Origin of the sequence: Pseudomonas sp. PS01300 (genome assembly GCF_029960155.1) — a bacterium.
Classification (GTDB): Bacteria; Pseudomonadota; Gammaproteobacteria; order Pseudomonadales; family Pseudomonadaceae; genus Aquipseudomonas; species Aquipseudomonas palmensis.
The window spans coordinates 1-22,992 of the sequence record NZ_JASCPN010000030.1 but is presented as its reverse complement, the minus strand read 5'-3'; the positions used below and the strand labels follow the sequence as shown (position 1 = coordinate 22,992).

Sequence of the window (22,992 nt, the reverse complement as noted above, 5' to 3'; positions counted from 1 at the left end):
CACGATTCCCTTTATGATGCCCCGCATGATCAAAGACCCTTTCGAAAGACTCGGCCTGGACCGCGAGGTCCTTACCGTCAGCCAGCTCAACGGCCGCGCCCGCGTGCTGCTCGAGGACGTGTTCAGCAACATCTGGGTCGAGGGCGAAATCTCCAACCTCGCCCGGCCTGCCTCCGGCCACGTCTACTTCACCCTCAAGGACAGCGGCGCCCAGGTACGCTGTGCACTGTTTCGCAACAACGCCGCCCGCGTGCGCCAGGCATTGCGCGACGGCCTGGCGGTCAAGGTGCGTGGCAAGGTCTCGCTGTTCGAGGGGCGCGGCGACTATCAGCTGATCCTCGACACCGTCGAACCGGCCGGTGACGGCGCCCTGCGCCTGGCCTTCGACGCGCTCAAGGAAAAGCTCGGCAACGAGGGCCTGTTCAGCAGTGAACGCAAGCGCGCCCTGCCCGCCCACCCGCAGCGTATCGGCATCGTCAGCTCGCCCACCGGCGCGGTGATCCGCGACATCATCAGCGTGTTCCGCCGCCGCGCCCCGCAGGTGGAGCTGACCCTGATACCCACCGCCGTGCAGGGCCGCGAAGCCATCAACCAGATCGTGCGGGCCCTGCAACGCGCCGATGCGCAAGGCTTCGACGCGCTGATCCTGGCCCGTGGCGGCGGCTCGCTGGAAGACCTCTGGTGCTTCAACGAAGAAGCCGTGGCCCGTGCCATCGCTGCCTGCGTCACGCCCATCGTCAGCGCCGTGGGGCATGAAACCGACGTGTCGATCAGCGACTTCGTCGCCGACGTGCGCGCCCCCACCCCTTCGGCCGCCGCCGAACTGCTGGCCCCCGACAGCAGCGACCTGGGCCGACGCCTGGAAAGCCTGCAACGCCGCCTGCTGCTGCGCATCCAGAACCGCCTGGCCCATGACCGGCTGCGCCTGGACAGCCTGGCGCGGCGTCTGCGCCACCCCGGCGAACGCCTGCGCCAGCAGGCCCAGCGCCTCGACGACCTGGACATGCGCCTGCGCCGCGCCTTCGAGCAGCGCCTGAACCAGCGCCGCGAACGCCTGGCACGCCTGGATACCCGCTTGGCCGCGCAGCACCCCGGGCGTGCCCTGGCGCTGCTCAAGCAACGCCTGGACAACCTCGCCGAGCGCCTGCCGCGAGCCATGCGCCAGACCCTCGCCACCCGCCGCCAGCACCTGCAGGTGCAGGTGCAGACACTGCAGGTGGTCAGCCCGCTGGCCACCCTCAGCCGTGGCTACAGCATTCTGCTCGACGAGCGCGGCCAGGCCATCCGCAGCGCCGCGCAGACCCGCAACGGCCAGCGCCTGACCGCCCGCCTGGGCGAAGGCGAGCTGCAGGTGCGGGTCGAAGACAACCACCTGACCCCGGTCACGCTCTCTCTACTGGACTGACTCATGCCCCGACTGTTTGCCCCGCTGCTCGTCCTCTGCCTGGCCTTCGCCGGCACCGCCCAGGCCAGCTACATCACCCGCCAGTTGAACAAGCCGGTGCCCGGCGGCGTCGCGGTGGTCGACCTCGGCCCCGCCGCCCAGGCCCCTCAGGCACGCTTCGACGGCAAGCCGGTGCTGGTGGTACGCGAGCAGGACACCTGGCTGGCCATTGTCGGCCTGCCGCTGACCCAGAAGCCCGGCACCGCCAGCCTGACCCAGGGCGAGCGCACCCTGAGCTTCACGGTCGCCAGCAAGAAGTACCCCGAGCAGCGCATCACCCTGAAGAACCAGCGCCAGGTCAACCCCAACCCGGCCGACCTCAAGCGCATCGACGCCGAGCTGGCCGAGCAGATCAAGGCCTACCGCAGCTTCAGCCCCAACCTGCCGAGCAACCTGCTTCTCGACAAGCCGGTCAACGGCCCGCTGTCGAGCAAGTTCGGCGTGCGCCGCTTCTTCAACGGCGAGGAACGCAACCCGCATGCCGGCCTGGACTTCGCCGTGCCCGCCGGTACCCCGATCAAGACCCCGGCCAACGGCAAGGTGATCCTGATCGGCAACTACTTCTTCAACGGCAACACCGTGTTCGTCGACCACGGCCAGGGCTTCATCAGCATGTTCTGCCATATGTCGAAGATCGACGTGAAACCCGGCCAGCAACTGAGCCGTGGCGCCATCGTCGGACGGGTGGGCTCCACCGGCCGCGCCACCGGGCCACACATGCACTGGAACGTCAGCCTGAACGACGCACGGGTCGATCCGGCGATCTTCATCGGGGCCTTCCAGCCCTGATCAGCGTCTTGCGCCAATCAAAAAGACCGCGCAACTGGCGCGGTCTTTTTGATTGGTCGGCGCTATAAAATCACGACATTCTTCAGTTTTTAAGCATTCCTCTCAATTTTTTTGCAGTGCTTGCCATCGTTCACCCCACTGGTTAGGGTTGAACCCATGAAAACCACGCACACCCTCATCCTGCTTCGCCAACATCGCAGCCTTTGCCTGGTCAGTGCCCGACTACCAAGCTGAATCGCGTCGCCTCGCCCATTCATCACTTGTACGTTCGGCGGGCCCCTTTCAAGGCCGCACAATAAGGATTGCTTTCATGACCATGCTCAAAGACCCTTCGAAAAAATACCGTGCCTTCGCTCAGGTAAACCTGCCTGACCGCACCTGGCCCTCGAAGACCATCACGGCCGCGCCGATCTGGTGCAGCTCGGACCTTCGCGACGGCAACCAGTCGCTGATCGAGCCGATGGATGCGGTCAAGAAGCTGCGCTTCTGGAAGACCCTGGTCAGCGTGGGCGTGAAAGAAATCGAGGCCTCCTTCCCATCGGCCTCGCAAACCGACTTCGACTTCGTGCGCACCCTGATCGAAGACGGCCACATCCCGGACGACACCACCATCCAGGTGCTGACCCAGGCCCGTGAAGACCTGATCGCACGTACCTTCGAATCGCTGCGCGGGGCCAAGAAGGCCATCGTGCACCTGTACAACGCCACCTGCCCGGCATTCCGCCGCATTGTCTTCAACCAGGACAAGCAGGGCGTCAAGGACATCGCGGTGAACGCGGCCAAGCTGTTCGTCAAGTACGCCGCCCAGCAGCCGGAAACCCACTGGACGTTCCAGTACTCGCCAGAGACCTTCAGCGCTACCGAACTGGAGTTCGCCAAGGAAGTCTGCGACGCGGTGATCGAGGTGTGGAACCCGACCCCCGAACACAAGGTGATCCTCAACCTGCCAGCCACCGTGGAAGTTTCCACCCCGAACATCTATGCCGACCAGATCGAGTGGTTCGGGCGCAACGTGTCGCGCCGTGACAGCGTGATCATCAGCCTGCACACCCACAACGACCGTGGCACCGGCGTGGCTGCCACCGAGCTGGGCCTGATGGCCGGCGCCGACCGTGTCGAAGGCTGCCTGTTCGGCAACGGCGAGCGTACCGGCAACGTCGACCTGGTGACTCTGGCCCTGAACCTCTACACCCAGGGCGTGGACCCTGAGCTGGACTTTTCCGACATCGACGGCGTGCGCAAGGTGGTCGAAGAGTGCAACCAGATCCCGGTGCACCCGCGTCATCCGTATGTGGGCGACCTGGTGCACACCGCGTTCTCCGGCTCGCACCAAGATGCGATCCGCAAGGGCTTCACCCAGCAGAAAGAAGACACCCTGTGGGAAGTACCGTACCTGCCGATCGACCCGGCCGACATCGGCCGCAGCTACGAGGCGGTGATCCGCGTCAACAGCCAGTCGGGCAAGGGTGGCATCACCTACCTGCTCGAACAGGAATACGGCATCAGCCTGCCACGCCGCATGCAGATCGAGTTCAGCCAGGTGGTACAGGGCGAGACCGACCGCCTGGGCCTGGAAATGACCGCCCAGCAGATCTACAAGCTGTTGCAGAGCGAGTACCTGCAAGCCAACGCCCCGTATGCGCTGGTCAGCCATCGCCTGCAGGAAGAGAACGGCCACAGCGCCGTGGAAGTGGAAGTGGCCGGTGAAGGCGAAACCACCCTGCACTGGCGCGGCAAGGGCAACGGCGCCCTCGAGGCCCTGGTGGCCGGCCTGCCGGTAGCCGTGGAAATCATGGACTACAACGAGCACGCCATCGGTGCCGGCACCCACGCCAAGGCGGCGGCCTACATCGAACTGCGCGTGGCTGGCGGTCGTCCGGTGCACGGTGTGGGTATCGATGAAAACATCACCACCGCCAGCTTCAAGGCGCTGTTCAGCGCACTGAACCGCTCGCTGAGCCAGCAGGCTGCTAAGGCGGCGTAAACGCCAACTGACCCGCTGCTGCATGCAATGCCCGCCTCTGATACGGAGGCGGGCATTTTTTTTGGTTGTGCGAAAGCCTGCGGGGCGCTGGCGTGCTCGGTATACTGCCGGCCTCATTATTTTTGCCACACCTGTAAGGACACTCAATGAGCCACTACCTGGAACGGGCACTCACCAGCCTGCGCACCATCGGCATCAACTTCATCCAGCCCGTTCAGGATGCCCCGGTTCTGGTACTGCTGGACCGCGTGGCCCACTACGACACCACCAAGGTCACCTCCATCGCTACCGTGCTGCAGCAGGCCACCAGCTTCAACAGCATGGTGCGCGAGCAGATCGAAGGCATGGACATCTCCACGCGCTTCATGGACATCACGCAGAGCTTCACCTCCATCCGCGAGGACGCCGCCGCCATGGCCGGCTGGATGGATGACGGGCGCCTGGACGCGATGGAAAAGATCAAGCTGACCTGGATGAACGTGCGTCGCGGCTCCATCCCCAGCCGCTTTGCCGATATCCGCGAAAACTACCTGAAGGTGTGCAAGTCGGCCAACGACCAGATCGCCCGCGAGAGCGTGATCCTGGAGTCGTACATGGACTTTCGCATGGCCATGAAAGCCGCCGAGGTGGAAGCCCAGCAGGTGCTGGCCATCGCTGGCGAGGCCCTGCAGCAGCGCACCCTGGCCCTGAACGAGGCCAACGCCCGGGTCGCCGACGCCGAAAGCGCCGAGCCCGCCGCACGCGCCGCGCTGGAACTGGGCCGCGATGAAGCCGTGCGCGCCCTGCAGGACGAAGACAAGCGCTACCAGATCATCAAGGACATCGCCGATGACCTGAAGGTCGGCTACAACACCGCCGAAATGGTCTTTGCACGCATCAATCAGGTGCACGTGATCAAGGAGCGTCAATACCAGCGCATGGTGTCGTTCTTTTCCACCAACGAAGTGGTACTCACCGGGCTTGCCGTGTCGTTCACCGCCAACAGCGGCCTGGCCGAAGCCACCCACACCCTCAATGCCACCACCGACGGCATCAGCCAGGGCCTGGAGTCGCTGGGCAGCACCGGCAACCAGCAGCTCGAAGCCGCGCTCAAGGCCAGCTATGGCTCGACCATCAAGGTCGACTCGGTGCGCGCCCTGGCTGACGCCACGCTGTCGTTCCAGACCGACATGAAGCAGATGGCCGACACCTACCGCGCAGAGTCGAGCAACGCCGCCCGGGATATCGCCGAAGCCGTCGAAGAGGCCAAGCGCAAGTTCGCCGCCCTGCTGACCAAGGCCGCCTGATGAGCAGTGTTCCTCTGTCCGAACAGCTGGGCGCGATGGCGGTGGTCGACCAGCTGCGTCATCAGCAGATGCAGGTGCAGGAGCACCTGAACCTGCCGCAGCGCCGCGCTGAAGTCGCCGAGCGTATCCGCACCTACTACCAGGCCCAGGGCATCGCCTATGACGATGCGCTGATCGAACAGGGTGTGCGGGCGTTCTTCGCCCGGCGCCTGGCCTTCGAGGCGCCCGAACAGACCGCACTGCAGCGCCTGACCACGCGCCTGCTGCTCAACCGCAGGAAGCTCATGCGCATCCTGCAACTGATCGTCGTCGCGCTGCTGGCCGTACAGTGCACCCGGGTGGTGAACGACACCGCCAAGACCTCCAAGGTGCAGGACAACGTCCGTACGGCCGAGTATCGCAGCAGCGATCTGAGCGCCGACCTTGCGCAGCACCAGTCGCGCCTCGATGCGTTGCAGCAAGCCGTCGCGCAACAGCCCGAGCCCGCGGCCACGCGCCTGCTGGGGCCGCTTGCCGAGCGGCTGACGCAGGTTCAGACACTGCTGACGCACCGACCGTGGCCGCAACTGATCGACAGCGACAACCGCGACAGCGTGCAGCAGGACCTCGATACCTACGAACGCAACACCCAGTCGGCGCGCGCGCAACTGAGGCAGGCCGACAAGGGCCTGAACGACGTCCAGGCCATTATCGATGCCCGCAGCCGCCTGCAGGCCGTACTGCACAACCCGGCGTTCACCGCAGGCGCCAAGCGTTTCGGGGTGATGGCGCAGCAGGCCCGGGTGGCCGACCAGGCCATCGGCAACGCCGACACCCAGGGCATCGAGGTGGTCGACCGTGAAGTCGGTGAGCTCGAAAGCCAGCTCGATCGCATTCAACAAGTCCAGCCGCTGATCCGGCGCCTGGACGAAATCGAGCAGCAGTTGCCCGCCCTGCGCCTGCCGCCGAACGACCTGCGGGTGGTGCGTGCCCAGGCCGCCCAGGTCGACAAGGCCATCGACGCCCTGCAGGCACGCCAGGCCAGCGACCACCTGTCGACGCTTGACAGCCTGCTGGTGTTCGCCCGTCAGGCACTGGAGCTGCGGGTGGTGGACCGCTACGGCGTCAAGTCGGGGGTCGAGCGCTGCTATGACCAGGCGCTGTGCAACCAGGGCGGTGACTCCCTGCAGGGCAAGAGCTGGTACCTGGTGGTCGAGGCCGTGGACGCCGCCGGCAACCCGATCAGCGTGCCGGTCACCAGTTCGGAAACCGGCGAATCGCGCTGGGCGTCCTACTTTGGTGTGCGGGTCAGCCAGGCCGAGTACCTCAAGGTCAAGGAAGACAAACTCAGCGACGGCCACATCGACGACCTCGCCATGGGCAGCAAGCCTGCCAACATGCTGAGCCTGAAATTCAACCAACGTGTCGCCAAACCCGACATGATCCTGGACTGGTGATGACATGAGACCCAGCAAGCTCATCGGTATCGTCGCCGACAATGCACGCAGTTTCGAGCACGTGCTGCGCGACGCAGAACAACAACTGGCCAGTGCCACCGAGCGCCAGATGGCGCTCGAACAGGACATCCTGACCCGCCTGCGCAGCATCGCGACCCTGCAGCTGGAGCACGCCCCGTCGCTGCAGGACGAGGTGGTTCAGGCCCTGCACGAACGCCAGCTGGCCCAGGGGCAGTTGCGCCAGCAACTGCTGGAGGTCGAGCAGCAGATCGCCCAGTCGCTGGAGGAGACCGCGCAGGTACAGGAGCGCCTCGACGACCTCGACCGCCAGGCCCGCGACCAACTGGCCCAGGACCCGACCTACACGGCGCAGATGCACCAGCTGGAACAGGCCATCGCCGCCAACCTCGAAACCGTCACCGGGTATGCCGACATTCGCCAGGAGTGTGCCGACAAGCTGCCGATGTTCGGCCGCAACCCGATCTACCACTTCCTGCGTGATCGCGATTTCGGCACCGAACAGTATCGGTTGGGCCGCATCAGCCGCTGGCTCGATGGCTGGCTGGCCAGGCAGGTCGACTACAGCGGCAACCGCAGCAACGAGCTGAACCTGCTCAACATGCAGCAGCGCAACGAGGCACTGCAGCTCGAACGCGACGCGCACATTGCCGCGCTGGAGCAAAGCACCGGCCAGCAACTGGCCGACGCCCAGCAGCAGGCAGGCATGGAGCCGCTGCGCGAAGCGCACAAGGCGTTGTACAAGCAGACCGTGGCCAGCAAGCAGCAGGCCAACGACATTCACGCGCAACTGACCGCATTCACCCACAACCAGGACCCGCACTACCTGCGTGCCCGCCAGTGGCTCACCGACCAGTTGCAGGCCAAGAGCATCGAGCAACTGCTCGAGCAGGTGAAGAAGACCCCCGATACCGCAGACGACCAGATCGCCTTGCAGCTGCAGCGGCTGTACCCGCAGGTCGACGGCGTGGAACGGGCACTGGCCGAGGCGCGCCAGACCCATGGCCTGGCCCAGCAGTCCTATGACCGGGCCAAGGAGCTGGAGCGCGCGCTGCGCACCGACTTCTTCCGTGACGACGGCTATCAGTACAAGGCAACGCTGGGCATCGAACGTCTGCTGTCGGACTACATGACCCGCGATGTCACCCTGGGCTATCTGGTCGGGACCATCCGCGAACACCGCGAACTGGTGCCGCGCGTCGCCGTCGAGCGCAGCTCGTACAGCAGTAGCAGCTCGGGGTCGAGCTGGAGCAGCTCCAGTTCCAGCAGTTCGAGCAGCAGCTCCAGCAGCAGTGGCGGCTTCTCCAGCTCCGACAGCAGCGGGGGCGGCGGCTTCAGGACCTCGGACAGCTTCTGATGGCATGCCCGCTGGCCTGCCGACGCAGGCCAGCGCGGCGCATCACCCGCGCGGGTAGCGCTCGTTCACGCTGAAATCGAAGCGCCAGCAGCCCGCGTTTTTCCGGGAACTGTAGTGCTCGAACAACACCTTTTTCTGCAGTTCGTCCCAGCCGAGCGGGTCCACCGAGGCCTCCTCCAGCACCGTGACCAGCGTGTCGGTGGCAACCGACGACAGGTAGATCAGGTCTTCGCGCATCACCTGCGCGTTGGCATCGAGAATCGGCAGCACCTTGTTGTGCTCGAAGTAGTAATCGATCTCCGACGCGCCCATCACACAGTGCGCATACAGGATGTGCACCTGATAGGCATAGAACACCCCGGGGCCGACCAGCTTGCGGGTGTGCTTCTGGGTGGTGGAGTCGTTCCAGCTTTGCGCAGCCTGGAACGATACCCGGACCTCTGAACTCACTCCCACGCCCTTGAATTCCAGCTGCACGCCACCAGACACTTCGGTGGTACGGCTGAAGCTTCGGGTAAAGCCATGGGTGACCTCGAAGGTGCGTTCATCCTCGCCGTTGCTCGGCACCTGGACGGTGCCGACATGCTCCACGTAAGCGGCGACCGGCACCGAATACATGTCCCACCACCGCTTGCCGTCGAACATCTGGCCGAACTCGGTGGCATCCTTTATCCAGCAGGCCTGGCGTACCTTGTCACCGCCAAAGAGGTACTTGTCGATGTGGTAGCTCCCGCGCTGTGCGGGGGAGTCGGCGCCAAACACGTTGTCTTCACTCATGACGGTTCCCTCAGTACTTGTAGTGAATCTTCTGGCTTGCGGAAAAATCGAACGACCAGGCGCCGGCATTGCATTCAACCTCGTAACCTTCGGTCAGCACCTTGCGCTGCAGGGCATCCCAGGCAATCGGAGGGGTGGCCGCGGCATCGGCCACCGCCACATACACGGCCGTGCTGATGGCCGACAGGAAGTACAGGTCGGTACGCCCCTGCGTGGCCAGCGTCTTGCTGGTGCGAAACGCCTTGCTCAGCTGTCCGGCCGAGGTCGCGCAATGGGCATACACCAGGTTCATCTGGTAGATGGCGAACACTCCGCTGCCGGGCAGCAGCAGCGTCAGGCGGTTGTCGTTCGGCGCCCCCCAGGCGATGTCGTCGACAAAGCCGGTGTGCAGGCTGGAGAGGATATTGACCCGCTCGATGGCCGACGACACCGAATAGGGCGCGTCCACTTCACGGATGAACTGCTTGCTGTGGCCCTGGGCAAAGGTGATGGCATGGCGCTGGTTGCTCAGGCCGTTGAGCCGCAGGGTATCCACCGCTGACAGGTAGGCGAACACCGGTCGGGTGTAGGTGGCCCAGGCACTGGAGCCAATGCGGATATCGCCGTAGACGGTCTTGCCGTTGACCCAGCAGCCGGGTGCCAGGCGCTTGCCGCCGATCAGGTGGCGCTCGAGCGAATAGGACCCGGTCTTGACCGCGTAGCCGCTGAGTCGCGGATTTGTAGCGTGTTCGATTTCGTCGTCCAAGGTATGCACTCCCTGCAGAAAACCCATGAGTTTTCGATACTAGGGAGGCCGCGACAGGCTCGGCAGCGGGACGTGCTTCCTGGATGGGCAGCGGCCTTGCCGGTCAATGGCGCCGGCAAAAAAAAAGGTGCGCCGACCAAGCGCACCTCAAAGCCGTACAGCACACAACGAATTCTCTAGTCCAGCAACGCCAGCGCCTGGGCACTGCACGCCTGCACGCGTGCCCACTCGCCGTTCTTGATCCAGCTGCTGTCGAGCATCCAGGTTCCGCCCACGCACATCACATTGGCCAGGGCCATGTACTGCTTGACGTTGCCCGGGTTGACCCCGCCGGTGGGGCAGAAACGCACCTCGCCGAACGGCCCGCCGAATGCCTTGATCGCCGCCGCCCCGCCGCTGATCTCGGCCGGGAACAGCTTGAAGCGCCGATAGCCCAGCGCGTAGCCCATCATGATCTCCGAGGCGCTGCTGATGCCCGGCAACAGTGGCAACGGGCTCTCGACCCCCGCCTCCAGGATGTCCTGGGTGCACCCCGGCGTGACCACGAACTGCGCACCGGCCTGTTCCACCGCCGCCAGCATGCTGCGGTCGAGCACCGTACCGGCACCGACGCACAGCTCCGGGCGCTGTTCGCGCAGCAGGCGGATGGCGGTCAGGCCGTGTTCGGAACGCAGCGTCACCTCGAGCGTCTTCAGCCCCCCGGCCGCCAGCGCATCGGCCAGCGGCAGGATGTCCTGCTCGCGGGCGATGGTGATCACCGGCAGAATGCGCGCCTGGCCGCAGATGCGGTCGATCAGGGCAATCTTGTCGGCCATGGAAATGCCCGGCTGTGAAGGTTCAAGGGTTGTCATAACGGCGTGTCCTTGGTTCATGGGCACCAGTAGATTTCCAGGGGGTCTTGAAGAAAGGCGCGAATCGGCATCTGCGCCGGGTCGTCACCGCCCAGCGCGGCGCGCAGGGTAGCGAGTTTGCCCGGCCCTTGCACCGACAACAGTGTCGCACCTGCACCGGCCAGCACACGCCGGGTCAGGGTCAGGCGCTGATGCGGCACGCTCGGCGCCAGCATCGGCAGTACCCGGCGCTGGCTCTGGGCCTGCAGGCCCTCGGCCAGGTTGGGGCTGCCCGGAAACAGCGAGGCGGTGTGACCGTCATCGCCCATGCCCAGCACCAGCACATCGATCGGCGGCAGCTGGGCAAGCGCCTGGTCCGCCTGCTCGGCAGCGGCTTCGAGGCTCGCGGCGGGACGGTACAGGCCGACGAACCGCGCCTTGGCCGCCTCGCCCTGCAACAGGTGCTGCGCCACCAGGCCGGCATTGCTGTCGGCATGTTCCACCGGCACCCAGCGCTCGTCCGCCAGGCTGACCACCACCCTGGACCAGTCCAGCGGCTGCCTGGCCAGGCGCTGGAAGAACGCCACCGGGCTGCGCCCGCCCGACACCACCAGGGTGGCCTGGCCGTTTTCGTCCATCGCCGTGCGCAACCGCTGCGCCACATCCACAGCCAGGCCCTCGGCCAGGCGCGCCGCATCGGCAAACTCATGTGCCGTCACGCTCGCCGGCAGTTGCAGTTCAGATATCGCCATACCATGCCCTCCCATCGCGGGTAATCAGTGCTATAGAGCTCATCGGCCCCCAGGTGCCCGCCGCATACGGCTTGGGCGCATCACCGGCGTGTTTCCAGCCGGCGATCAACTGGTCGCACCATTTCCACGCATATTCGATTTCGTCCTTGCGTACAAACAGGTTCTGGTTGCCACGCATCACTTCCAGCAGCAGGCGCTCGTAGGCATCCGGAATGCGTGCGCTGTGCCAGGTATCGGAAAAATTCAGCTGCAACGGGCCGCTGCGCAGTTGCATGCCCTTGTCCAGGCCCTGCTCCTTGGTCATCACCCGCAACGAAATGCCTTCGTCCGGCTGCAGGCGGATGATCAGCTTGTTGCCGATCTGCAAACGTTGTTCCGCCGCGAAGATGTAGTGCTGCGGCTCCTTGAAATGGATGACGATCTGCGACAGTTTCTGCGGCATGCGCTTGCCGGTGCGCAGGTAGAACGGCACCCCGGCCCAGCGCCAGTTGCGGATATCGGCCCGCAGCGCGACGAAGGTTTCGGTGTCGCTCTGGGTATTGGAGTTGTCTTCCTCGAGGTAGCCGGGCACGGCCCGCCCCTCGCTGTAGCCCGCTATGTACTGGCCACGCACCACCTGGGTGCTCAGGCCCTCGCCGCTGATCGGTGCCAGTGCCTTGAGCACCTTGACCTTCTCGTCGCGAATGCTGTCGGCCGAGAGGTCGCTGGGCGGGTCCATGGCGATCAGGCACAGCAACTGCAGCAGGTGGTTCTGGATCATGTCGCGCAGTTGCCCGGCCTTGTCGAAGTAGCCCCAGCGGCCCTCGATGCCGACCTTCTCGGCCACGGTGATTTCCACGTGGGAGATGGAGTTCTGGTTCCACTGGGTTTCGAACAGGCTGTTGGCAAAGCGCAGGGCAATGAGGTTCTGCACCGTCTCCTTGCCCAGGTAATGGTCGATGCGATACACGCGGTTTTCGGGGAAGTACTGCGCCACCGCGTCATTGACCCTGCGCGACGACTCCAGGTCATGGCCGATGGGCTTTTCCAGCACCACGCGGGTGCGCTCGCTCAGGCCGACCTTGTCGAGGTTCTCGCAGATGCCGCCGTACACCGCCGCGGCGGTGGCGAAATAGGCGATCAGTGGCGCGTCGGGTTGTACCTGTTCGAGCAGCGCCGGGTAGTCCTGAGCCTGAAGAAAATCCACATGCAGGTAGCTCAGGCGCGCCATGAAGCGCTGCAGGGCCAGGGCTTCGATATCGCTGCCCACGTGCTTGTGCAGGTGCGCCTCGATCGTCGCCAGGTGCTCCTGCGGGCTGCCGGCTTCGCGGGCCAGTGCCAGCACGCGGGTCTGCTCATTCAGCAGGCCCGCGCGATCGAGCTGGTACAGCGCCGGGAACAGCTTGCGCAACGCCAGGTCGCCCAGGGCGCCGAACAGGGCAAAGGTGCAGGGTTCAACGGTGATCGAAGCCATGATGTTGGTTCTTTTATCAAGTTGACGTAGAAATACCGGTTTCAATCGCAGTTTTCAAGGGCTAATGTAGTAAAACTAACAACATATTGCCGTGTATACAGAATCAAGTGGTGCGCCAACCGTGCCATCAGTACGATAGGCCACCGCGTAAAAAGCCGTCTGCCCGTGGCAGCCGGCGGCCTCCCCGACCCAAGGACATACCCCCATGGACCGCGTGCGAAACCTCCTGGAGCAGATCCAGGGCCGCCTCGACGAGCTGAACAAGGCTGAGCGCAAAGTCGCCGAAGTCATCCTGGCCAACCCGCAGCAAGCCACGCGCTTCAGCATCGCGGCGCTGGCCCAGGCAGCCAAGGTCAGCGAACCCACCGTCAACCGCTTCTGCCGTTCGTTCGGCGTCAGCGGCTACCCCGAGCTCAAGCTGCAACTGGCGCAGAGCCTGGCCAGCGGCGCCGCCTATGTCAGCCGTGCGGTAGAAGCCGACGACGACCCTGCATCCTATACCCAGAAGATCTTCGGCAGCGCCATCGCCTCGCTCGACAGTGCCTGCCAGCAGCTCGACCCGCAACTGGTCAGCCGCGCCGTCGACATGCTGATCCAGGCGCGCCAGATCCACTTCTTCGGCCTGGGCGCCTCGGCCCCGGTGGCACTGGACGCACAGCACAAGTTCTTCCGCTTCAACCTCGCCGTGTCGGCGCATGCCGACGTGCTGATGCAGCGCATGCTGGCCTCGGTGGCCCATACCGGCGAGCTGTTCGTGATCATCTCCTACACCGGGCGCACCCGCGAACTGGTCGAAGTGGCGCGCCTGGCGCGGGAAAACGGCGCCTCGGTGCTCGGCCTCACCGCTGCCGACTCGCCACTGGCCAAGGCCAGCAGCCTGAGCCTGAATATCCCGCTGCCCGAAGACACCGACATCTACATGCCGATGACCTCGCGCATCATCCAGCTGACCGTGCTCGACGTGCTGGCCACCGGCATGACCCTGCGCCGTGGCGTGGACTTCCAGCCTCACCTGCGCAAGATCAAGGAAAGCCTCAACGCCAGCCGCTACCCGATCGACGACGAACTCAATTGAGCGAATGCGCCTGCAACTGCAGGTGCGCCCGCTCCCCCGGCGCCAGGCTGAGGCTGTCGCTGCTGCCACTGGCAGCCTCGACGCAGATGAAGCCCTGGGTCTCGCTGCCGCTCACGCCCATCAGCGGCCGGCTGCCCGGATGCCACACCACGGTGTCGTCGCTGTCGCCGGTATCGATGCACAGCTGACGCTGCCAGGCCGGGTCGTTGACCTGCAGGGTCGCAGCATTCTGGAACACCCGCTGACAGCCGCCCTGCACTTTCAAGGCGCCCTTCTGCTGGCATGCCTGACGCCTCAGATGATCATAACCCCTCGCATTCTCGAGCCCAGATAGCGCTATCTCGGAAACGTCACTAATACGCCAGTAGGCCAGCAGAGCATGACTCAACTGGCACGGCAGGCTGTCCTGGTGCTCGGTGCTCAGTTGCAACTGCATGCGCTGGCCCAGGTTGGCCACCAGGTCGACCTGCCAGTCGCACAGTTGCAGGCGCCACGTGAGGGTCACACCCTCGTCGCTTTCGCTGCTGTCGATCAGTTTCCAGTCGAGCAGGCGCGCCCAGCCGTGGGCCGGCCACATGTCTTCACTGGGGTGACGGCCGTACCAGGGCCAGCACACCGGCACACCGCCACGAATGGCGCCGACCTGCGGCCACTGCGCCGCGCACCACAGCCACGGGCGTTCGCCACGGGGCTGGAAGTGCAGCAGTTGCGCGCCCTGGCGACTGAACACCGCCTGGCACTGGGGGTGATCGATGATCAGCACGTCGCGCTGCTGGTAACGCTCCCACTCGAAGGTCGGTCGCGGCCGCTGCGAGGTGAAGAAGCGTTGAAGCGGGTGCTCGGACATGTTTCGGGACTCTTGTTGTTAGGGGGGCCTGTTCGCCGGCAACGCCAGCTCCTAAAGAAGTCGACCTTGCCGGCGAAACGCCGATTTGGCGTAAATTTACAACATATCCCCTCAGAACGACGACTGAATCTTCAGCCCGGCGACGACCGCATTGTCCACCTCGCTCACCCCGCCCGGGTGACGGATGTACTGAAGGTTGGGGCGCACGGTCAGCCAGTTGGTCACGTGCACGCCGTAGTACAGCTCGGCGTTGTACTCGGTACGCTGGATCGGCACGAAGCCCATGTCGTTGTAGTCATCGATACCGCTGACCCCATTGAGCTGCTGCGCACGCCTCTTCACGTCATCGTTGACATGAATGCGCGCCACGCCGAAGCCGATGTCGTCCTTGGGCCGCGAATCGAAGGCGCCCTTGTACACCATGCCCACCTGCTGGTAGTTGTCGACCACGTTGGTGGCCTTGTCGTGCACGGTAAAGTTGGCGAACAGGCTCAGGCCGCGATTGGCATCGCCGTTGTGCGCAGTAACCTGCTGCTGCGCCACCACCCACCAGCCATGCTTGCTCGAATGCGACTTGGGGTCTGCGCCAGTCAGGCCCTGGGGTTGGCCATTGACGTCCTCGTAGATGTCATCGGCCTTGGCAGTGCTGTAGTAGTAACCCAGGCGGTACTCGCCGGGCAGGCCGTTGACCCTGGGGGCCCACACCAGCTCCACCGGCAGGATCATGCCCTTGGTGCCGCTGCCGCTGAGCTTGAAGCCATTGCCCGTCTCAAGGTTCGAAGGGTTCTGCTCGAACACCCCGACCTGGGCGAAGAACTCCGGCGTGAGGTTGTATTTGGCGCGCAACGCCCACTGGCTGACCGGCCAGTTGTACCAGATGCTGCCCACCCAGTTGCCCACCTGCGAGCCGCAGAAAGCCAGGTTCTGGAAATCGCAGGGGAAGCTGTTGAACTCCTCGCCCGGGCCGAAGCGCCCCGCCTTGAGGTCGAGCTTGCCGTCGAAGTAGGTCTGCTTGACCCACATCTGGGTCAGGCGCCAGGTCTGCCCGCGGCCCCACACCTCCTGCACCGAGCTGAACTGCCCGGCCCGAGGGTCGCTGATGCGGTCGTTGGACAGGTTGCGCCCGCTGCGCTCGGTGATCGCCAGCTTGAACTCGGCGTCGTGCCAACCCAGGATCTTCTCCAGGTCAATCTTCACGCCCAGGGCGAACTGGTCGCTGTAGCGCGCCGTCTTGTCGTTGTTGTAGCCACCCTTCAGGTTGCCGGCAACCTCGCCCACGTAATCCAGCGAAAAATCGTAGCCCTTGTCCAGCAACTCGGTGCGTGTGCCGCCCCAGTCGCCACTCATCCACTTCGACTCCGGGTCGAAGGCGCCGGCAGCGTGCGCCCCGCAACTGACCCCGAAGGCCGCCAGCAGGGTCATGCAGCCCCGCGGCAAAACACGTTTGAAATGATCCATCCCCTGTGTCCTCGTCTTATTGTTTTCGATGGTGTCCATGCTTTACAACGAATTCAGCGGCCCCTGAATTGGGCAATGTTGTCGGTGCCGACCGTATCGACCGGTGCACGCCCGCGCCCCAGCCGTTCGCCCGTTTCTGCATCGAACAGCAGCACCCGCGCAGGATCGAACTGCAAGCTCAGGCTTTCGCCGACCTGCGGCGCGAACTCCGGTGCCAGTCGGCAGCACACCTTGGTCTGGTTGAGGGTCACGAACACCAGGGTGTCCGGCCCGGTCGGCTCGGTGACCTGCACCTGGGCGCGAATGCTCGGCAGGCCATTGCCTTCGACCGCCGCCAGGCTGATCTGCTCCGGGCGAATGCCCAGGATCACCTCGCGCGCCTCCAGCCCCGCCTCGCCGATGCCCAGTGGTAGCTCGCAGCGCCCCTGGCCGCTGTCGAGCAGGGCCAGCAGGCGACCCTCCTGGCGTTGCAGGCGCAAGGGTATGAAGTTCATCGGCGGCGAGCCGATGAAACTCGCCACGAACAGGTTGGCCGGGTCGTTGTAGATCTGCTGCGGGGTGCCGAACTGCTGGATCAGCCCATCCTTCATCACCGCCACCTTGTCGCCCAGGGTCATGGCCTCGATCTGGTCGTGGGTCACGTACACCGTGGTGGTCTTCAGGCGCTGGTGCATCAGCTTGATCTCGGTGCGCATCTCCACCCGCAGCTTGGCGTCGAGGTTGGACAGCGGTTCGTCGAACAGGTAGATCCTAGGCCGACGCGCCAGCGCCCGGCCCATGGCCACGCGCTGCTGCTGCCCACCGGACAGCTGGCCGGGCTTGCGCCCCAGCAGGTGCTCGATCTGCAGCAGCTTGGCCACCCGCGCCACCTCCTCGTCGATGGCCGCCGGGGTCATCTTGCGAATCTTCAGGCCGAAGGCGATGTTGTCGCGCACGTTCATGGTCGGGTACAGCGCATACGACTGGAACACCATGGCGATGTCGCGATCCTTGGGGCTCATGCCACTGATGTCGGCGTCGTCCACCAGAATCGCCCCGCCGCTGATCTGCTCCAGCCCCGCGATGCAGTTCATGAGGGTGGATTTGCCGCAGCCCGAAGGGCCCACCAGGATCAGGAACTCGCCCGAGCCGATCTTCAGCTCGATGTTCTTCAGCGTGTCCGGCAGGCCGCTGCCGTAGGTCTTGTTGACGTTGCGCAATTCAAGCGTTGCCATGTTCTACCCCTTGACCGCGCCGGCGGTGAGCCCACGCAGGAAATACTTGCCAGCCAGCACATAGACCAACAGGGTCGGTAACCCGGCGATCATCGCCGCCGCCATGTCGACGTTGTATTCCTTGGCCCCGGTGCTGGTGTTGACCAGGTTGTTGAGGGCCACGGTGATCGGTTGCGCGTCGCCACTGGCGAACACCACGCCGAACAGAAAGTCGTTCCAGATCTGGGTGAACTGCCAGATCAGGCACACCATGATGATCGGGATCGACATGGGCAGCAGGATGCGCCCGAAGATGGTGAAGAACCCCGCGCCATCCAGCCGCGCCGCCTGCACCAGGGCCTGGGGCACGCTGGTGTAGTAGTTGCGGAAAAACAGCGTGGTGAAGGCCAGGCCGTACACGATGTGCACCAGCACCAGGCCGGTGGTGGTACTGGCCAGGCCCAGCTTGCCGAGGGTGAACGAGGCCGGCAGCAGCACCGTCTGGAACGGCAGGAAGCAGCCGAACAGCAGCAGCCCGAAGAACAGCTGCGAGCCGCGAAAGCGCCACATCGACAGCACGTAGCCGTTGAGCGCTCCCACCAGGGTGGAGATCAGCACCGCCGGCACGGTGATCTTCACCGAGTTCCAGAAATAACCGCCCACCGCGTCCCAGGCCTTGACCCAGCCGATGCCGGTGATCACCTCGGGCCAGCTCAGCAGGTTGCCGGTGCGGATGTCGTCGGGGCTCTTGAAGCTGGTCAGCAGCATCACGATCAGCGGCACCAGGTACACCAGGCAGGCCGCGATCAGGGTGGCGTAGACCGCCAGGCGGCTCAGGCTCGGTCGACGAGCAGCAAGTGAACTACTCATGGCGCTTGCTCCTGAGTTCCGAATACAGGTACGGCACCAGGATCGCCAGGATCGCACCCAGCATCAGGATCGCGCTGGCCGAGCCCATGCCCATCTGGCCGCGGCTGAAGGTGAACGAATACATGAACATCGCCGGCAGGTCCGAAGCGTAGCCCGGGCCACCGGCGGTCATTGCCGCCACCAGGTCGAAGCTCTTGATCGCGATGTGCGCCAGGATCATCAATGCACTGAAGAACACCGGGCGCAGGCTGGGCAGCACGATGCGCAGGTAGATGGTCGGCAGGCTCGCGCCATCGACCTGGGCTGCGCGGATGATCGACGGGTCGACCCCGCGCAGCCCGGCCAGAAACAGCGCCATGACGAACCCCGAGGCCTGCCACACGGCAGCAATCACCAGGCAGTACACCACGCGATCGGGGTCGACCAGCCAGTCCAGGCGAAAGCCTTCCCAGCCCCAGTCGCGCAGCATCTTGTCCAGGCCAAGACCGGGGTTGAGCAGCCATTTCCAGGCGGTGCCGGTGACGATCATCGACAGCGCCATGGGGTACAGGTAGACGGTGCGGATAAAGCCTTCGCGGCGGATACGCTGGTCGAGCAGCACCGCCAGCAGCACGCCGACCACCAGGCTGATGCCGATGAACATGCCGCCGAACAACAGCAGGTTCTTGCTGGCGACCCACCAGCGGTCGTTGTCCATCAGGCGGGCGTACTGGGCCAGGCCCACCCACTTGTAGCTGGGCATGAAGCTTGAATTGGTGAACGACAGGACGAAGGTCCACAGGATATAGCCGTAGAAGCCCACCAGCACGATCAGCATGCTCGGCGCCAGTACCAGTCGGGGCAGCCAGCGTTGCAATGCATCGAGGGGTGAGGCCTTGTTGAGGACGGCGATAGTGCTCATCGGAAGGTTCTCGGTTGGAAAGGCGGCGCGTTGCGCCGCATCGCGGGTCAAGCCCGCTCCCACAAAGTCATCGCAGTACCTGTGGGAGCGGGCTTGACCCGAGATGAGGCCCGAAAGATTCAGCGGATCATTTAGCCGACTTGATCGCCGAATCCAGCTGCTTGACCGCCTTGGCCGGGTCGGCCTTCGGGTCGTTGAGGAAGTTGGTCACCACATCGAAGATGGCGCCCTGCACCGCCAGGCTGGTGGCCATGTTGTGCGCCATGCTCGGTTGCAGGCCATCGCCCTGCTCGGCCGCCTTGAAGTCCGCGGCGGACTTTTGCGTGCAGGCATCGAACGGGCCCATGCCCATGTCCTGGCGTACCGGCAGCGACCCCTTGTTCTGGTTGAACACGGTCTGGAACGCCGGCTCCAGCGCCACCTTGGCCAGGTCGTTCTGGGCCTTGATGTCGTTCTCGTCCTTGAGCCTGAACATCACCAGCGAGTCGATGTTGTAGGCAAAGCTGCCCTGGGTACCGGGGAACGCCACGCACTCGTAGTCCTTGCCGGCGATCTTGCCCGCAGCGGTCCATTCGCTCTTGGCCCAGTCGCCCATGATCTGCATGCCGGCCTTGCCGTTGATGACCTCGGCGGCCGCAACGTTCCAGTCACGCCCGGCACGGTTGGGGTCCATGTAGGTGCCCAGGCGCTGCAAGGTGCTGAACGCCTTGATCATCTGCGCACCGGTCAGGGTCTTTTCATCCAGTTCGACAAAGGCTGCGTGGTAGCCCTTGGGCCCGAGAATGCTCAGCACCACGTCCTCGAACACGGTACTGTCCTGCCACGGCTGGCCGCCGTGGGCCAGGGGCACGAAGCCGGCAGCCTTGAGCTTGTCGGCGGCGGCGAACAGTTCGTCCAGGGTGGTCGGCACCTTGGCCCCGGCCTTGGCGAACACCTGCGGGTTGATCCACAGCCAGTTGACCCGGTGGATGTTCACCGGCACGGCCACGTAATGACCGTCGTACTTCATGATGTCGGCAACCTTTCTGGGCAGCAGCGCGTCCCAGTCGTTGGCCTTGGCCACATCGTCCAGGTTGGTCAGCAGGCCCAGCGCACCCCAGTCCTGGATGTCCGGGCCCTTGACCTGGGCAGCGGCTGGCGGGTTGCCGGCCACCGCGCGGCTCTTGAGCACGGTCATGGCGGCCGCGCCGCCGCCCCCGGCCACGGCGTTGTCCTTCCACACAAAGCCGTCCTGTTCGATCTGCTTGCGCAGCGTGTCCACGGCCGCCTTCTCGCCACCGGACGTCCACCAGTGGGTCACCTCGACCGTGCCGGGCTCGGCAGCCAGGGCGCTCAATGGCAACAGGGAAGCAAGGGAAACAACGGCGGCGAGGCGATTGATCGCATTCATCAAGGGAAACCTTTCTTGTTGTTATGCCGGTGCAAGTCATGCTGCTTGCGCGTGAATCGAAGTCTAGCCACCCCCTGGGGCGGCAGAAGTAACGAAGGGATGCGCGAATGTCACCGACTTGTGACATTCACCCGCTGGCCCGCACTGCGCGGCAGGCTCAGGGTGACCCGCAGGCCGCCTTCGCGCAGGTTGCGCAGGCTCACCTCGCCGCCGTGGCTGTGGGCGATGTTGCGCGCGATGCCCAGCCCCAGCCCGTAGCCCTGCTGCTGGCCGGCCAGGCGCACATGTGGCTCGAACACCTGTTCCTGACGCTGCTCCGGCACGCCGGGGCCCTCGTCGTCCACCTGCAGCACGAAGCCGGTGGCACTGTCGATGATGCGCAGGTGCGCACGCTCGCCGTACTTGAGCGCGTTGTCGATCAGGTTGCCGATGCAGCGCTTGAGCGCCAGCGGCTTGCCCGGATACGCCGCCAGCGCCCTGCCCTGCACGGTGACGCGCGCACTGGCCAGGTAGGGTTCCACCAGGCAGTCGAGCACCTGGTTGAGGTCGATGGGTTCGATGTTCTCGTGGATGTCGGTGTCCTTCACGCACTGCAGGGCGCCCTTGACCAGCAGCTCCAGCTCGTCCAGGTCACGGCCGAACTTGTGTTGCAGCTGTTCATCCTCCAGCAGCTCGACGCGCAGGCGCAGGCGCGTGATCGGCGTGCGCAGGTCGTGGGAGATCGCGCTGAACAGTTGGCTGCGCTCGGTCAGGTAGCGGCTGATGCGTTCGCGCATGGCATTGAAGGCGCGCCCCACCTCCACCACTTCGCTGCCGCCGCCCTCCACCTCCGGCGGCGCGTCGGCGCCCAGCGACAGCTCCCGCGCCGCGCGTGCCAGGCGCTTGAGCGGACGGGTCTGCCAATGCACCAGCAGGCCGATGAACAGCAGCAGAAAGAAACTGGTCAGTGCGATGAACCCCACCTGCTGGCGCGGCAGGCCCTCGGCCTCGAGGCTGGTGTAGGGCTCGGGCAGCAGCGAGGCGATGTACAGCCATTCGCCCTCGCCCAGGCGAATCTGGGTCACCAGCACCGGCGGGTTGACCGGCTCCAGGGTCAGCGAGTAGTGCGCCCAGGAGCGCGGCAGTTCATCGAGCTTGAGCCCGCTGTTGAACAGACGCAGTTGCTCGGGGCCGACGAACTCCACCGAGATTTCCATCTGCTCGCCCAGGCGCTCGTGCAGTACCTGCTCGAACGCCTCGATCACCGCCTGCTTGCGCGGGGTCACCGGCAGCACCTGCATGTCCAGCGGCCGGTCGTTGAGCGACACCACGAAGCGCGTGCCCCCCATGCTGCGCAGCTGGTCCAGCACCAGCGGCCGGTAGGCCAGCGGCAGCGAACGAAAGTAACTGACGCTGGCGGTCATCGAATGCGCCAGGCTGCGCGCGCTGGCCAGCAGCCCTTCGAGCTGGCTGGCACGCAACTGCGACACCCAGATCACGCTGGACAACCCCTGGGCCGCCGTCACCACCAGCAGGGTCAGCAGCAGCATGCGCCCCAGCAGTGAGCGCGGCAGCGGCAGGCGCCAGCGCCGCTCAGTGCGCGGGCGCAACACTGGCCGCCAGCAGGTAGCCGCTGCCGCGCACGGTGCGGATCAGTCGCGGAGGTTTTTCGGTATCGCGCAGGCGCTGGCGCAGGCGGCTGACCGCCATGTCGACGATACGGTCCAGGGGCATCGGCTCGCGACCACGGGTGGCATTGCCGATGGTGTCGCGGTCGAGGATCTGTTGCGGGTGGTCGAGGAACAGCTTGAGCAGGGCGAAATCGGCGCCAGACAGGATCACCTCTTCGCCGTCGCGGTGGAACAGGCGGTGGCTGACCGTATCCAGGCGCCACTCGTCGAAGGTCAGCACGTCACCGCCGGGGCGTTCATGCATGAAGCCGGCGCGGCGCAGCAGGGCCTTGATGCGGGCTTGCAGCTCGCGGGGGCTGAAGGGTTTGCCCAGGTAATCGTCGGCGCCCAGTTCCAGGCCGATGACGCGATCGGTTTCGTCGGAACTGGCGGTGAGCATGATGATCGGCACCCGCGCCTGACGCGGATGCTGTCGCACCCAGCGGCACAGGCTGAAACCGTCTTCGTCGGGCAGCATCACATCGAGGATCACCAGGTCGGCGCCGTGTGTGTCCAGAGCCTGGCGAAAACCCTGGCCATCGGCCTGGGCCTGCACCTGGAAGCCGCATTTGCTCAGGTAGGCCTGCAGCAGTTCACGGATGTCCTGGTCGTCATCGACCAGCAGAATCGACTTGGTCACGGTTGTTGTCCTTGTCAGTGCATTCCTTGGCGGCCCCATCGCGGGTCAAGCCCGCTCCCACAGGTACGGCATCGAACCTGGTGGGAGCGGGCTTGACC

Annotated in this window: 20 protein-coding genes; 7 read left to right on the top strand and 13 right to left on the bottom strand. The window is 64.9% G+C overall.

Annotation, left to right across the window (positions count from 1 at the left end; all coding sequences use genetic code 11):
* Positions 1–25: 25 nt before the first annotated feature.
* The 6 genes from xseA (at position 26) to QMX96_RS15540 (ending at position 8,314) form a co-directional block, all read left to right on the top strand.
* Positions 26–1,405 (top strand): exodeoxyribonuclease VII large subunit, encoded by a 1,380-nt coding sequence (gene xseA / locus QMX96_RS15565; RefSeq protein ID WP_054915069.1) that lies wholly within the window; start codon positions 26–28, stop codon positions 1,403–1,405.
* Between the two features lie 3 nt (positions 1,406–1,408).
* Positions 1,409–2,233 (top strand): M23 family metallopeptidase, encoded by an 825-nt coding sequence (locus QMX96_RS15560; protein WP_229589556.1) that lies wholly within the window; start codon positions 1,409–1,411, stop codon positions 2,231–2,233.
* A 310-nt stretch (positions 2,234–2,543) separates the two neighbouring features.
* Positions 2,544–4,217, top strand: a complete 1,674-nt coding sequence (gene leuA, locus QMX96_RS15555; protein ID WP_043860402.1) for a 2-isopropylmalate synthase — start codon at positions 2,544–2,546, stop codon at positions 4,215–4,217.
* Between the two features lie 146 nt (positions 4,218–4,363).
* Positions 4,364–5,503 carry a merozoite surface protein 3b gene (locus tag QMX96_RS15550; RefSeq protein ID WP_282362029.1) on the top strand — a complete coding sequence of 380 codons (1,140 nt, stop codon included), beginning with the start codon at positions 4,364–4,366 and terminating at the stop codon, positions 5,501–5,503.
* The gene (locus tag QMX96_RS15545) at positions 5,503–6,939 is read left to right on the top strand and encodes a DUF6384 family protein (protein WP_052504209.1); all 1,437 of its coding nucleotides are present in this window, start codon (positions 5,503–5,505) and stop codon (positions 6,937–6,939) included. Before QMX96_RS15550 ends, QMX96_RS15545 begins: the two co-directional genes overlap by 1 nt.
* 4 nt (positions 6,940–6,943) lie before the next feature.
* The gene (locus QMX96_RS15540; RefSeq protein WP_088514577.1) at positions 6,944–8,314 is read left to right on the top strand and encodes a hypothetical protein; all 1,371 of its coding nucleotides are present in this window, start codon (positions 6,944–6,946) and stop codon (positions 8,312–8,314) included.
* Positions 8,315–8,356: 42 nt separating this feature from the next.
* On the opposite strand, the gene QMX96_RS15535 is transcribed toward QMX96_RS15540, so the two are convergent.
* From QMX96_RS15535 to zwf, 5 genes are all read right to left on the bottom strand, one after another.
* Positions 8,357–9,091, bottom strand: coding sequence for a monalysin family beta-barrel pore-forming toxin (locus QMX96_RS15535; protein ID WP_043860399.1), 735 nt, complete (start codon positions 9,089–9,091; stop codon positions 8,357–8,359).
* A gap of 10 nt (positions 9,092–9,101) precedes the next feature.
* On the bottom strand, positions 9,102–9,836 hold the full coding sequence (locus QMX96_RS15530; RefSeq protein ID WP_157811420.1) for a monalysin family beta-barrel pore-forming toxin: 735 nt from the start codon (positions 9,834–9,836) through the stop codon (positions 9,102–9,104).
* Positions 9,837–10,012: 176 nt separating this feature from the next.
* Entirely contained in the window at positions 10,013–10,687 is a 675-nt protein-coding gene (locus QMX96_RS15525) for a bifunctional 4-hydroxy-2-oxoglutarate aldolase/2-dehydro-3-deoxy-phosphogluconate aldolase (protein ID WP_043860397.1), read from the bottom strand.
* 17 nt (positions 10,688–10,704) lie between these two features.
* Positions 10,705–11,418, bottom strand: a complete 714-nt coding sequence (pgl, locus tag QMX96_RS15520) for a 6-phosphogluconolactonase (protein ID WP_054915075.1) — start codon at positions 11,416–11,418, stop codon at positions 10,705–10,707.
* Positions 11,405–12,871: a glucose-6-phosphate dehydrogenase gene (zwf, locus tag QMX96_RS15515; protein WP_043860395.1), complete on the bottom strand. Its 1,467-nt coding sequence runs from the start codon at positions 12,869–12,871 to the stop codon at positions 11,405–11,407. The genes pgl and zwf overlap by 14 nt, the downstream gene beginning before the upstream one ends.
* 214 nt (positions 12,872–13,085) lie before the next feature.
* On the opposite strand from zwf, the gene hexR reads away from it, so the two are divergent.
* Positions 13,086–13,946 carry a DNA-binding transcriptional regulator HexR gene (gene hexR / locus QMX96_RS15510; RefSeq protein WP_173925072.1) on the top strand — a complete coding sequence of 287 codons (861 nt, stop codon included), beginning with the start codon at positions 13,086–13,088 and terminating at the stop codon, positions 13,944–13,946.
* On the opposite strand, the gene QMX96_RS15505 is transcribed toward hexR, so the two are convergent.
* The 8 genes from QMX96_RS15505 to QMX96_RS15470 form a co-directional block, all read right to left on the bottom strand.
* Positions 13,939–14,793, bottom strand: coding sequence for a D-hexose-6-phosphate mutarotase (locus QMX96_RS15505; RefSeq protein WP_043860393.1), 855 nt, complete (start codon positions 14,791–14,793; stop codon positions 13,939–13,941). The two genes, hexR and QMX96_RS15505, sit on opposite strands and share 8 nt — an antisense overlap.
* Before the next feature lie 111 nt (positions 14,794–14,904).
* On the bottom strand, positions 14,905–16,251 hold the full coding sequence (locus QMX96_RS15500; protein WP_282362028.1) for a carbohydrate porin: 1,347 nt from the start codon (positions 16,249–16,251) through the stop codon (positions 14,905–14,907).
* A 53-nt stretch (positions 16,252–16,304) separates the two neighbouring features.
* Positions 16,305–17,465, bottom strand: a complete 1,161-nt coding sequence (locus QMX96_RS15495; RefSeq protein ID WP_100633044.1) for an ABC transporter ATP-binding protein — start codon at positions 17,463–17,465, stop codon at positions 16,305–16,307.
* Between the two features lie 3 nt (positions 17,466–17,468).
* The gene (locus QMX96_RS15490) at positions 17,469–18,314 is read right to left on the bottom strand and encodes a carbohydrate ABC transporter permease (protein ID WP_043860390.1); all 846 of its coding nucleotides are present in this window, start codon (positions 18,312–18,314) and stop codon (positions 17,469–17,471) included.
* Positions 18,307–19,215: a sugar ABC transporter permease gene (locus QMX96_RS15485; RefSeq protein ID WP_043860389.1), complete on the bottom strand. Its 909-nt coding sequence runs from the start codon at positions 19,213–19,215 to the stop codon at positions 18,307–18,309. The genes QMX96_RS15490 and QMX96_RS15485 overlap by 8 nt, the downstream gene beginning before the upstream one ends.
* Positions 19,216–19,342: 127 nt before the next feature.
* Complete coding sequence (locus tag QMX96_RS15480; RefSeq protein ID WP_282362024.1) at positions 19,343–20,605, bottom strand: ABC transporter substrate-binding protein; 1,263 nt, start codon at positions 20,603–20,605, stop codon at positions 19,343–19,345.
* A gap of 110 nt (positions 20,606–20,715) precedes the next feature.
* Positions 20,716–22,134 carry an ATP-binding protein gene (locus tag QMX96_RS15475; protein ID WP_282362037.1) on the bottom strand — a complete coding sequence of 473 codons (1,419 nt, stop codon included), beginning with the start codon at positions 22,132–22,134 and terminating at the stop codon, positions 20,716–20,718.
* A 43-nt stretch (positions 22,135–22,177) separates the two neighbouring features.
* Positions 22,178–22,933 (bottom strand): response regulator transcription factor, encoded by a 756-nt coding sequence (locus QMX96_RS15470; protein WP_054915080.1) that lies wholly within the window; start codon positions 22,931–22,933, stop codon positions 22,178–22,180.
* Between the last annotated feature and the right edge of the window lie 59 nt (positions 22,934–22,992).